Annotated in this window: 6 protein-coding genes; 3 read left to right on the top strand and 3 right to left on the bottom strand. The window is 60.0% G+C overall.

All coding sequences use genetic code 11. The features are described 5' to 3' along the window. Positions 1 to 80: 80 nt before the first annotated feature. Positions 81 to 1,112, top strand: a complete 1,032-nt coding sequence (sohB, locus tag BMY54_RS08520; RefSeq protein ID WP_093430860.1) for a protease SohB — start codon at positions 81 to 83, stop codon at positions 1,110 to 1,112. Between the two features lie 62 nt (positions 1,113 to 1,174). Here the strand turns inward: sohB and BMY54_RS08525 are convergent, their stop codons facing one another. Both BMY54_RS08525 and BMY54_RS08530 read right to left on the bottom strand, forming a co-directional pair. Further along, positions 1,175 to 1,669 (bottom strand): DUF934 domain-containing protein, encoded by a 495-nt coding sequence (locus BMY54_RS08525; protein ID WP_093430863.1) that lies wholly within the window; start codon positions 1,667 to 1,669, stop codon positions 1,175 to 1,177. Then, entirely contained in the window at positions 1,653 to 3,311 is a 1,659-nt protein-coding gene (locus BMY54_RS08530) for a nitrite/sulfite reductase (RefSeq protein ID WP_093430866.1), read from the bottom strand. Before BMY54_RS08530 ends, BMY54_RS08525 begins: the two co-directional genes overlap by 17 nt. A 525-nt stretch (positions 3,312 to 3,836) precedes the next feature. On the opposite strand from BMY54_RS08530, the gene BMY54_RS08535 reads away from it, so the two are divergent. After that, positions 3,837 to 4,910, top strand: a complete 1,074-nt coding sequence (locus BMY54_RS08535; RefSeq protein WP_093430869.1) for an ABC transporter substrate-binding protein — start codon at positions 3,837 to 3,839, stop codon at positions 4,908 to 4,910. Between the two features lie 5 nt (positions 4,911 to 4,915). Here BMY54_RS08535 and BMY54_RS08540 read toward each other — a convergent pair whose 3' ends face one another. Continuing rightward, positions 4,916 to 5,134, bottom strand: a complete 219-nt coding sequence (locus BMY54_RS08540; RefSeq protein WP_016983294.1) for a DUF2970 domain-containing protein — start codon at positions 5,132 to 5,134, stop codon at positions 4,916 to 4,918. Between the two features lie 168 nt (positions 5,135 to 5,302). Between BMY54_RS08540 and BMY54_RS08545 the strand changes: the two genes are divergently transcribed. Further along, positions 5,303 to 12,523 carry a dermonecrotic toxin domain-containing protein gene (locus tag BMY54_RS08545; protein WP_093430872.1) on the top strand — a complete coding sequence of 2,407 codons (7,221 nt, stop codon included), beginning with the start codon at positions 5,303 to 5,305 and terminating at the stop codon, positions 12,521 to 12,523. Positions 12,524 to 12,539: the final 16 nt, after the last annotated feature.

Here is a 12,539-nt window from a genome sequence, read left to right on the forward strand (position 1 = left end):
CTGGCCGACAAGCCGACGCATGGGTATGCTGGAGCCATCCCGCGTGTGTCTCACATCCGCGCATCGTTTAAGGAGTCTTTGTGGAGTTTTTCACCGAATACGCCAGCTTCCTGGCCAAGACCGTCACCCTGGTAGTCGCCATTCTGGTGGTGCTTGCCAGTTTTGCCGCATTGCGCAGCAAGGGCCGGCGCAAATCGGCCGGTCAGTTGCAGGTCAGCAAACTCAATGATTTCTACAAGGGCCTGCGTGAGCGCCTGGAGCAGACGTTGCTCGACAAGGATCAGCTCAAGGCTTTGCGCAAAGGCGAAGCCAAGTCCGAAAAAAGCGCGAAAAAGCAGAAGAAACAACCTGACGCCAAATCCCGCGTATTCGTCCTCGATTTCGACGGCGACATCAAAGCTTCCGCCACCGAAAGCCTGCGCCACGAAATCACTGCGTTGCTGACGCTCGCCACGCCAAAGGACGAAGTGGTTCTGCGTCTGGAAAGCGGTGGCGGCATGGTTCACAGCTACGGTCTGGCATCCTCGCAACTGGCGCGGATCCGTGAAGCCGGCGTGCCGTTGACGGTGTGCATCGACAAGGTCGCGGCCAGCGGCGGCTACATGATGGCGTGCATCGGCGAGAAGATCATCAGCGCGCCGTTCGCGATTCTCGGCTCGATCGGCGTGGTTGCACAGCTGCCCAACGTCAACCGCTTGCTGAAGAAACACGACATCGATTTTGAAGTCCTCACCGCCGGTGAGTACAAGCGCACCCTGACCGTGTTTGGCGAAAACACCGAGAAGGGCCGGGAGAAGTTCCAGGAAGATCTGGACATCACCCATCAACTGTTCAAGAACTTCGTGGCCCGCTATCGCCCGCAACTGGCGATTGACGACGTGGCTACCGGTGAAGTCTGGCTCGGCGTCGCGGCGCTGGATAAGCAATTGGTCGATGAACTCAAGACCAGCGATGAATACCTGGCCGACCGGGCGAAAAAGGCTGAGGTCTACCACCTGCACTACGCCGAGCGCAAAAGCTTGCAGGAACGTATTGGCATGGCCGCCAGCGGCTCGGTCGACCGCGTACTGCTGAGCTGGTGGAGTCGTCTGACCCAGCAGCGCTTCTGGTAATTCGAGCAGGCATAAAAAAACGCCGGTCACATGACCGGCGTTTTTTTGTCCGCAGCAAACCTTCAGCGGCGACGGAACAGCGGCAGCGGTTCGTCGGTGGCGGCCTGATAGGTCACCGAAAAGTCCTTGAGACCTTCCAAAGCTTCGTACGGGTCTTTGTCCGCACGCACGGCAAAGGCGTCGAAACCACAGCGGTGCATGTAGAACAGCTGATCGCGCAGCACGTCGCCAATCGCCCGCAGTTCACCTTTGAAACCGTAACGGTCGCGCAGCAGACGGGCGTTGGAGTAGTTGCGGCCGTCAGTGAACGCCGGGAAGTTCAGGGCAATCACCTGGAACTCGGCGACGTCTTCACCGATTTCCTCGGCTTCTTCGTCGGCGTCCAGCCACACACCCAGACCACCGTCGCGAGCCTTGAGCATGCGACTGTGTTCACGCCACAGTTGCAGCGGCACGATCAGGTCGTCGCAGTTGCTGATCTCGTCGATGTTGAAATCCTTGGGCAGCAAGTGCCAGGTTTCGTCGACGACCGCGTTGTTCTTAATGATTCGCTGCATAGACGCGTTCCTTGAAGAGGTCGATGCCAATACGCTGGTAGGTGTCAATGAAGCGCTCGTCTTCAGTACGTTGTTCAACGTACACGTCGATCAGCTTCGAGATCACGTCCGGCATGGCTTCCTGGGCGAAGGACGGGCCGAGGATCTTGCCCAGGCTCGCATCACGGCTGGCGCTGCCGCCGAGGGAGACCTGATAGAACTCTTCGCCTTTCTTGTCCACCCCGAGGATGCCGATGTGGCCGACGTGGTGGTGACCACAAGCGTTCATGCAGCCGGAGATGTTCAGGTCCAGCTCACCGATGTCGAACAGGTAGTCGAGGTCGTCGAAGCGACGCTGGATAGACTCGGCAATCGGGATCGACTTGGCGTTGGCCAGCGAGCAGAAATCACCGCCAGGGCAGCAGATGATGTCGGTCAGCAAGCCGATGTTCGGCGTGGCGAAACCGCCTTCACGCAGCTCACCCCACAGGGCAAACAACTGGCTTTGCTCGACGTCGGCAAGAATGATGTTCTGCTCGTGCGAGGTGCGCAGTTGACCAAAGCTGTAGCGGTCGGCCAGATTGGCGACGGCGTCGAGCTGCTTGTCGGTGATGTCGCCCGGGGCAACGCCGGTCGGTTTCAGCGACAGGGTCACGGCCACGTAGCCCGGCTTTTTGTGCGCCAGGGTGTTGCGGGTGCGCCAGCGAGCGAAGCCTGGATGCTCTTTGTCCAGCTCGGCCAGTTGCGCGGTCTGGTTGTCCAGCGCCTTGTAGTCCGGGTCGACGAAGTGCTTGGCGACGCGATGCAGTTCAGCCTCGGTCAGTGTGGTCTGGCCACCGCGCAGGTGTTCCATTTCCGCATCGACTTTCTGCGCGAACACCTCCGGCGTGAGCGCTTTGACGAGAATCTTGATCCGCGCCTTGTATTTGTTGTCGCGACGGCCGTAGCGGTTGTACACGCGCAGGATCGCGTCGAGGTAGCTCAACAGGTCCTGCCACGGCAGGAATTCGTTGATGAACGCGCCGACCACCGGAGTACGACCGAGGCCACCACCGACCAGCACGCGGAAGCCCAGTTCGCCAGCGGCGTTGTGCACCGGCTCAAGGCCGATGTCGTGAACTTCAATGGCCGCACGGTCAGCGGTCGAACCGTTGACGGCGATCTTGAACTTACGCGGCAGGTAGGCGAATTCCGGGTGGAACGTGGTCCACTGACGGACGATCTCGCACCATGGGCGCGGATCAATCACTTCGTCCGCAGCGACACCGGCGAACTGGTCGGTGGTGACGTTGCGCAGGCAGTTGCCGCTGGTCTGGATCGCGTGCATCTGCACGGTGGCCAGTTCAGCCAGAATGTCCGGGATGTCTTCCACCGCGGGCCAGTTGAACTGCACGTTCTGCCGCGTACTGATGTGGGCGTAGCCCTTGTCGTAGTCGCGGGCAATCTTGGCCATCATGCGCGTCTGACGCGAAGTCAGCTGGCCGTAAGGCACCGCCACACGCAACATCGGCGCGAAGCGCTGGATGTACAGGCCATTTTGCAGGCGCAGGGGGCGGAATTCTTCTTCGCTCAGCTCACCTGCCAGATAGCGTCGGGTCTGATCACGGAACTGCTTGACGCGGTCCTCGATGATCCGCTGATCGTACTCGTCGTATACGTACATATAAGTCCTGTTCTCAGGCTTGGGCCATTCGGAGTAGCACTGCGTTTTCGCTTGCTGGAGTCCGATTGTGCCTCTGCAATTCTGCGCGCACGGCCGCGCACTCCCTAACGGAGCCGGGGCAATATACCCGTTTGCAGTTATGCGCAAAAGTGATGTTTGAGTATATGTAAAGAACCAAATCGCCTAACGAGAATGGCTGTCAACTAACCCACATTTGTCGTGCGGACAATCATCGTCTTAACTGTGGTCGAGTCTTTCTGCAATCACCGATAAAACCGACAAGAGGCGATGCAATGAGCAATCCGACCAAGGCAAGAAAAAGCGACAGCAGTGTCGATGCGTGGGCCATTTTGTTCCTGATCATTCTCGTAGTAGGGACAGCGGTATTCTGGGTCAGTCATCAGTAAACGACCCATCCGGGCCCGCTTCCGACAGATTGTCGGACAAAAAACGGGATCAGGCATCAATAGCCGGTGGAACGAGGGCTATAATGCGCGGCCATTTTTCCTTGGGCCTGGATGCTTCATGTTCAAGTTTGTCCACATCAGTCTTCTATTGTTCGGCGCGCTGTTTCAGACCGGCGCGCGGGCAGAGTCTGTGCTGTTTTTGAATCCAGGCTCGACGCAGGAAGCGTTCTGGGTCAGCTATTCGCAATTCATGCAGGCAGCCGCTCATGATCTGGGCATCGATCTGCAGATTCTCTATTCCCAACGCCAGCCCGAACTGACCGTGGCTCAGGCGCGCATCGCGTTGCAGGGGCCGAATCGTCCCGAGTACCTGGTGTTCGTCAACGAACAATACGTCGCCCCGCAAATTCTGCGTCTGGCCGAGAACAGCGGCGTGAAGCTGTTTATGGTCAACGCGGCGCTGACACCTGACCAGCAAGCGCTGGTCGGTGAGCGGAACGACCGCATCGGCAGCCTGGTGCCGAACGACGAGGAGGGTGGTTACCTGATGATGAAGGAACTGATCCGCCTGCACCCGTCGACGCCCGCTGCTGAGCCGATTGAAGTGTTGGCGTTCTCCGGGTTGAAGGTCACCCCCTCGGCACAATTGCGCGAGCGCGGCATGCAGCGGGCGTTGGCCGAACACCCACAGATGCGTCTGCGCCAATTGGTCTACAGCGGCTGGACCCAAGAGCGCGCCTATGAGCAGGCCAAACAGCTGTTTGCCCGCTACCCGAAGGTGTCGCTGGTGTGGTCGGCCAATGATGAAATGGCCTTCGGCGCGATGCGCGCTTACGCCGAGACCGGCAAAGTCCCCGGCAAAGATGCCTTGTTCAGTGCGGTCAATACCTCACCGGCGGCCTTGCAGGCGTTGGTTGACGGGCGTTTGAGCGCGCTGGTCGGCGGGCATTTCACCCTGGGCGGCTGGGCGTTGGTCGAGTTGCATGATGTTGAGCAGGGCGTCGATTTGAATCACTACGGCGGCCGTGACCGGCAGATTCCCTTGTTGCAATTGATCGACAAAGCGCACGCCCGGCAAATGCTGGCCATGGGCACGTCGCCTGACTACGGCGTGAATTTCCGCAAGCTCTCGGCCAAGGGGCAACCGGCGTCGTATCGCTACCCCTTCACCTTGCAGACCCTGATGCGCTGACCGCGTCAGACCCCGGCGAAATGCAGCACCAGTTTGACGATGGCAAACAGCGTCAGCGCAAACACCGCCGTGAACAGAATGCCCAGCATCACGAAATGGCTGGGTTTGCCATGGGTGAAGTCCCTTGCCCGGTTCTTGCCGCTCTGCACCCCGAACGCCGCCGCCATCACGCTGTGCAGCATCTGCCAGAAGGTCGGCGGTTTGTTGTCGACTGGATCGTCCATAAATCCCTCTTCGAAAGTCGTGCCTTACAAGCATAGTCAACATACGCGCATGCGCCTGAGGTGGCCGCCCAGACATATCGTTACAACTGCGTCATGGGGCGATAACTATGTACCGCAGAGTCGTTCGCCCGGGATGGTCTGCTGACGCTCCATTTACAGGAGCGATGTATGTCCCCCGATTCCAGCCCCCAGAAGGTCAACGACAAACCAGCCAAACCTGTGGTCACGGGCAGTCTCCACGCTGAGTATCTCGAAGGCGCGGTTCCGCAATGGCTGGTCGACGCTGCTGCGCAGAGGAAGGATGAGATCAGACAGTCCAGGCCAGTGATACCGGCCTGGTACAGACAAGCGTCGTCGCAGCAACGCCAGGCGCTGGACAGCAGTTTCAGGAACAGTGTCCTGGCCCAGTCTGCACTGGACAAAACAATGTCTCCGCTCAAGGACATCGACGCGTTTGCCCGCCCGCTACTGACGCAAGCGCTGCAAGAACGCTGCAAGGTCACTGTCGATGTCGACAAGACGTTCCTCAGCCTCCGGCGTTCTTTGACCATGGGTATTTTCAGTGTGGAAATCGGTTCGTTCGAAGTCTTGAACCTGACGATGCTTCAGGCTGCACTGCACAATTTCGAAATCCGCGAATGCCTGCCCGGTGCCTTTCACGACAGTTCGGGTTTTGAGGAAGAAACCACCACGGCCGGTACTTTTGCGCCCGTAACGGTCAACCTGACCGTCATGGAGTTTCTGCGTTTGTGCCGTCATCTGGATCTTGGCGCGAAGTACCAGGCGTATCTCAAGGCGTTTTTCCACACTGCCGACCCAGACCTGGCAAAGACATTGCGCACGCAGTTCATTGCCAGCCAGAAAGCCGCCATGCGGGCGGCGGCCGAGCAAGCGTTGCTGACCAAGGATATTCGGCCTGAGGAACACGCGATGATCGTCTCGGTCATCGACGGTGAAAAACATCCTGAGGTGAGCGGCAGGCAGGTCTGGTTTCACGATTTGAGTCTGATGCGGCACAGACTGACCGGCTGCGTCGCTTTTGCTATTGGCCAGAGGCGTCGCGCCCCTGAAGCAGTCATTGTCTACGTGCCCAATGATCCCGAGCATCCGCTGAAGCGCTACACCGGGACGCAAATGGAGGAGACGTTCAAGCGCCGATTGACCGCCCGGGATACACAAGCGGAGCAGAGTGCCGGGCCGACGCCGTACCAGCAGTTCATCAGCCAGTTCCTGGATTATGACCAGCGCCCTTACTATTTCAGTCAGTTCGTGCGCGAGTCAGCCGATTCGCCGCCGAATATCATTTCGTCGCCCTGGCGCAGAGTTCCGGCGGCATTCGGTATGTTGTCGGCTTTTGTCGATTTCAAGGAGTTGCCACCTGAGTACCCGCCAATGGAACCAGAGCCTGACCCTTATATTGCCGTCTCGATCATGGCGCACAATGAGCGCGATCCATGGGCTGAAAACAGCGACCTCTGGGCCAGGCTCTATACGCAGCATTGCGAAAAAGTGCTGGCCGATGCCCGTAGTCATGCGGTGCCGTCGAGTGACATCGACGCCAAGGTGCGCGATGCAAAACTTGCGGCCCTGCTGCAAGTCGGGCTGCTGGTGCTCAACCTGGTGTCCATGTTCGTGCCGGTACTCGGCGAGGTCATGCTGGCGATCATGGCGGGGCAACTGCTGTACGAAACCTTCGAGGGCGCGCTCGAATGGAGTGAGGGCGACAAGCACGCAGCCAAGGCGCATTTGATCGATGTCGCGGAAAACCTCGCACTCCTCGGTGTAATGAGCGCCGCCGGGGCAGGTCTCCGCAAGCTCGGCGCGGTCAAGCCGGAGCCGGTGATTGAGGACTTGCACCCGGTGACCTTGCCCAACGGCGAAACACGCCTGTGGAACCCAGACCTCAGCAGCTACCAGCAAGACATCAGCTTGAGTGACGCGACCGGGCCGGATCAGTCGGGCCGGTATCAACTCGACGGCAAGACTTACCTGCGTCAGGGCGAAAAGGTCTACGAGCTGATTGTCGATCCGAGCACAGCGCAGTGGCGGATCAAACATCCCGCTGAGCCCAACGCTTACCGGCCAGTGCTGCAACACAATGGCCAGGGTGCCTGGCGCCATACGCTGGAACAACCGATGAGCTGGAATCGCCTGACGCTGTTGCGGCGCATGGGGCATGTGACCGATGGGCTCTCTGATGAAATGTTGCTGACGCTGGCCGAGGTCAGCGGCGTCAGCGAAAACAGCTTACGCAAGATGCACCTGGATCACGCGTCCGCGCCGCCCGAGTTGCGCGACGCCCTGCGCTTGTTCAAAGCTGATGCACAAGCCGTGCAAATGATCGAGCAATTGCGCGGCGCGACACCGATTGATGACCGTTATTTGCTGGCTTTGCCGCTGGTCACGCAAATGCCGCGCTGGCCCTACGATCGGGTATTGGAGGTCTTCGCCGGCCCCGAGCTGTCAGGGCCGTCGATTCGCTATGGCAGCGAAAAAGTCGTGCCCGGAGTCAGCATCAAGCCAGCGATCCAGCTCACGCGCACACAGGTGCTGAATGGGCAAATGCCCGAACGGATTCTTGCGGCACTGGAAGAGAATGAGATCAACTATTTGCTTGGCAGGGAAACCGCGCAATTTCGTGTAGCGCGGCCCGAGGCGTTCGGCCAGCAGCTGACGGAGCATGTTTATACGCGCCAGGCTTCGATTGTTGACAGCCTGTACCGCAGCAGTGAGCCGGACAGTGTTCGCCTGAGTATCCTGCGGCGCGAAACGCCTGGTCTGAGCGAGGCCGCGGCGCAGGATGTGCTCGATCACGCCACACCGGCGGAACGGGTGCGCCTGGACACAACCAGGCGGGCACCGCTGAACATGCTTGAAGAAGCGCGCTGGCATGCCGGTCGCGGCCGCCAGACGCGCGCATTTGCCGGTTTGCACAGCGAAAACCTCGCGTCGGCGGATAGCCGCCGCCTCGCCTTACACGCGATGTCAAAGTTACCGGGCTGGCCGCAGTCGTTACGTCTGGAAATTCGCGCGGGCAGTCCGACTGGCGCATTGCTCGACAGCCTCGGTGAAAACACCGCAGCCAACCGAAAGTATCTAATCAAGGACGGGCTGTTTTACCAGGCCTTCGACGATCGAGGGCAACCGCTCAACAGCACGCCCAGACCGGCTGACAGCTTTTACCGCGCGATCATGCGCGTGCTGTCCGATGACAATGCCGCCGCGATGGGATTGAGCGATGGCAGCCGAAGTCATGCGTTGCAGCGCAAGGTTATCGAGTCTGCGTTCAAGCACCGTGAGGGCGTTGCGCAATTGCTGGCGCCACAGGCCAAGCGGTTCAAAGCACCGAGCCGAATCGGCGCCACGCTGAAGGGCTATTACGCGAGCGGGCGTGGCTCCGGCCTGCTTCCCTCGCTTTGGGTGCGGGTGATGGAGCTCTATCCGGGCCCGCAACAGGCGGAGGCATTTCTCCAGCAGCAACGTGGCCGGACCGACCAGCAAATCTTCTCGGTGTTGCAGATGCGCCAACGTGAGTGGGAAGGGCTCAACGCTGCGCTTGACCAGTGGCAGGCCGGTCCGTCCGGCAGCGAGGCTGCACAGGGCAGGGCGCGGTTTGCCCAGGCCGTGCGCGACGCATGGCGCAATGCGCCGCTCGCCGCGCAGGTTCCGGACGCGGCACGCTTGGCGCTGGTGTGTGATGCGCCGTTGCCAGAGCTGAACACTTCTTTTGCACACATACGTGAGCTGTCGGTGGCTGGCAGCGGCTTGACGGACGCCAATGCGGATGCCTTTCTGGCGCAATTCCCCGAGGTGACCCATCTGTCGATAGGTAACCTTGAGCGTGGTCTGGAATATCTATCGTCCAGAACCCGGCCGCTCACTTCAGTGCCGTCGGCGGTCGCCCGGTTGCCCCGGCTTGTCAGTCTGCGCTTTTCCACCCATGCGCCAGCACTGGCAGCGGACTTTCCGGCAACGCTGGGTACGCTTACGTCGCTGGAAACGCTACATCTCGACTATGCCGGCTTCGACGCCAGAAGCCTGCATGCGCTGGATCTGAGCCCTTTGCGGCACTTGCGCTCCTTGCGCATCGACGCGCCCTATGCGTTATGGCAATGGCCGGCGTACGTCGAGCGGCTCGCGCAACTGGAACGTCTGGATCTGACGCACAGCGCAATACGCACGCTGCCCGAATCGCTGTATAGCGGACAAGAGCGGCTCTGGGCCGGACTGTCGCTGGACTGGGCGGCGCTGGCTCCGGCGCAGTTCATGCGTGCTTACGAATATGTCCGCAACTACTCCGGTGAGCTCGGCCATCTGGTCGATCTGAATCAGATGGTCAGCCAGTATTGCCGGGCGGAGCTGGACTTCATGGCGACCTTGCCCGATCTGCTCGATCCCTTACCGGCAAGCTTCGATGCCGCATGGACAACGCCCGAGGCGAGAATGACGGCGATTACCCGACTCAGGGCTGAACACGACGCAATCTTTGCCCAATTTCATATGCCGGCGCATCCGCAGGCGATGCGCTCTGCAGGGCTTCGCTGGCAATGGGCAACGGGGCGCAACGCGGGGACTTTACGCGCCCTCAAGCAAAGCTGGAATGCCGCCATCCGCCAACGTTATGGCGTGCCCGGCGACATTGCCACGTTCGAATTGCCTGTATCGAGAGTGGGGCTGATTGAACAGGCAGGCATGGAGCAGATCATCGAATTGCCAGCATTGCCCGCCGGCAGTTTTGCCCATGTCCGCACGCTGCGTCTGGGGCAACTGGACGTTCCCGTCGAACAGGCGCGTGCCTTTATCCGGGGGTTCAGTGCGACCGAAACGCTGGTCATGGCGGGGAACAACTTCACCGAGTTGCCGTTCGCTGCCGCTGATCTGCCAGCGTTGAGACAACTCGATGTATCGGCCAACAGCATCGTGATCACCCCGGCGGTGCAGGCACAATTCAATGGCTTGCAACGACTCGGCAGCCTGAACCTGCAAGCAAACCCGCTGGGCCAACTGGATGTAAGCGCCTTCAGCCACCTTCAGGCGCTGAACCTCAGAGCAACGGGGTTGCAAGCCTGGCCAGCCGGTGCCGAGCGTCTCGAGCGGTTGTACTGGCTCGACTTGCGTGACAACGCGATCGCAGCGCTCCCGCCACAAGCCTTGGCCGATCCGCACGCGCTGATGAAAGTCAATCTGAGCGGCAATGCTTTCAGTCCTGCCGGTGAGGTTGCCCTGAACGCCGCGTTGCAGCGCATCGAACACAGCTTCGTGTTACCCGAAGGCACACTCGCACGTTTTGCCGAGGAGCCCGTCCCGGACAACATTTTGCCGAGCCAGTCGGGCTGGTCGTTGACGAGCTTGTTATTGAAGCTTCCCGAACAGCGTATCGCATCCCCGGGCGAAGCCGGGAGACTGACCAATCTGCAGCGCCTGCATCCGGGCATGACGCAGGAACGCGCCGTGCAGGTATTGCAGAACCTGCGTGAAACAGGTTTGAGCAGTGGGCAAATAGATGTGCAGATCGCTCAATGGCATCAGGCTTGCGAAGGGCTGACCCGGCAGTTGAATGGCTGGCTGTTTACGCGGGGTGTACCCACAGGCGAGCGCCGAGTATCTGCGCAAAGCCGTTCCCGCGCGGCGGTACGTATCCGCGAAGCCTGGCGTGCGGGACTCGGACATAGCCCCGGTGCAGAAGGGCTGACACTTGGCCTTGAGGGCTTGCAGACTGGCGACTTGCCAAGCCTGATTGTGCCGCTTGCGAGCGTCACCACGCTGGATCTGAGTGGTGTGGGTATGACCTCCGCCGGCGCATCCGGTTTTCTGGGAGCCTTTGCCAATCTTAGGACATTGAGACTGAGTGGCAATGAGCTGACGGCTGTTCCAGAGCCACTGCTGCGCATGAGTCAGCTGGAACGTCTGGAAATGCAATATTGCGACCTGTCCAGCGCCACCAGCGTCTATCCGTTGCTCGGTAGTATCCGGTTGCGCTGGCTCGACCTCAGTTATAACGAACTTCAGGTTTTCAACCCGCCTGGATCAGGTGCTGTCGAAACGCTTGATCTGCGCTTCAACCAACTGATTGATTGGCCCGGTGGAGCACTCGAGGCGCCAAACCTGCGGACGTTGAACCTCAGTGGCAACGACATTACCGAGATTCCCGATGAACTCTTCGACGGTAGTCACGCGCAACTGATCGCGGGCACGGACTTGTCGGAGAACACTGAACTGTCACTTCACGCGTTACAGCGACTCAGATTCCAAAGCCGCGTCAACCACGCTCCAGAGATACTGGGCATTGCGCGTGAGGACATTGACGGCATGATTGACGCGCACGTCTTCGGCATCGACGAAAGCGGTTTTTCAGAGTCGGGCAGTGACAGCAACGGTTCTGCTGAGGGGGCTGTCGGCGTTGACATATATGCCGTGGTGGCGCCCGTCGAACCCGTCTCTAATCCGGCTCTGGCTATATCGCCTGAAGCATTGAATCCCTGGCTTGCGGGTGCTCCGCCGGCATTGGCCACCACGCGAACAACCCTTTGGACGCGGTTGGCGGAAGAGCCGAATCACGAGCGCTTTTTTCAGCTGATCTACCTGTTGCGTTATGCCCAGGACTTCCGGATTGCGCGCGCCGAACTGACCCATCGGTTGTGGCGTGTCATGGAGGCTGCAAGTGAGAACAGCGAACTGCGCGAATTGATGTTCCACAACGCCGAGACGCACGGTGCGTGTCCGGATGGCCGAATCCTGACGTTCAGCGAGCTGGAGGTTCGCGCTTATGAATACACCGCACTGCGCGATATTCCGCACGACCGCCCGGACCTTCGCGGGCGAGCCTTGCTCGATCTGACTCGGCGGCTGTTTCGACTGGAACGGGTCGACAGGCTGGCAGAAGTCGCCGGACGCCATCAAGACCGGGCGCAAATCCGCCTGCGTTACCGGCTTGGCATGACTCGCGGCTGGCCGGACGGGCTGGAGTTGCCGGGTCAGCCAGAACACTCGCTATACGACACGCCGATCAGCGGGCAGCGCTTGATCAATGCTCGGGCTGCGGTATTGGCGGATGAGGCGTCCAGCCTGTTTCTGGACGATCTGATTTCGCGTGACTACTGGAGCCGTTACCTGAAAGATATTTACCCTGACGTTTTCGACGAACTGGAACGCAACGCCACACAACGCCTGGAAGAGGTCGAGGACGCCCATCCGGACAAACACGGCGATGAAGCGTCGCGCGAGCGCTATCTAGAGGCCATGAACCTGCTGGAGATCGAGTTGGCGCTGGCACGCGCCGACAGGCTGAAGGAACTGTCCCGAACGGAATTGCAAAAGCTGGCGACGGTGATTATCGATGCACCACCCGCGCCATCGTCACCGCAACCGGGGCCCTCAAGACGCCAATGAATGCCTGAACGGACCT

This window comes from Pseudomonas sp. ok266 (assembly GCF_900110195.1).
In the GTDB taxonomy this organism is placed as follows: Bacteria; Pseudomonadota; Gammaproteobacteria; order Pseudomonadales; family Pseudomonadaceae; genus Aquipseudomonas; species Aquipseudomonas neuropathica.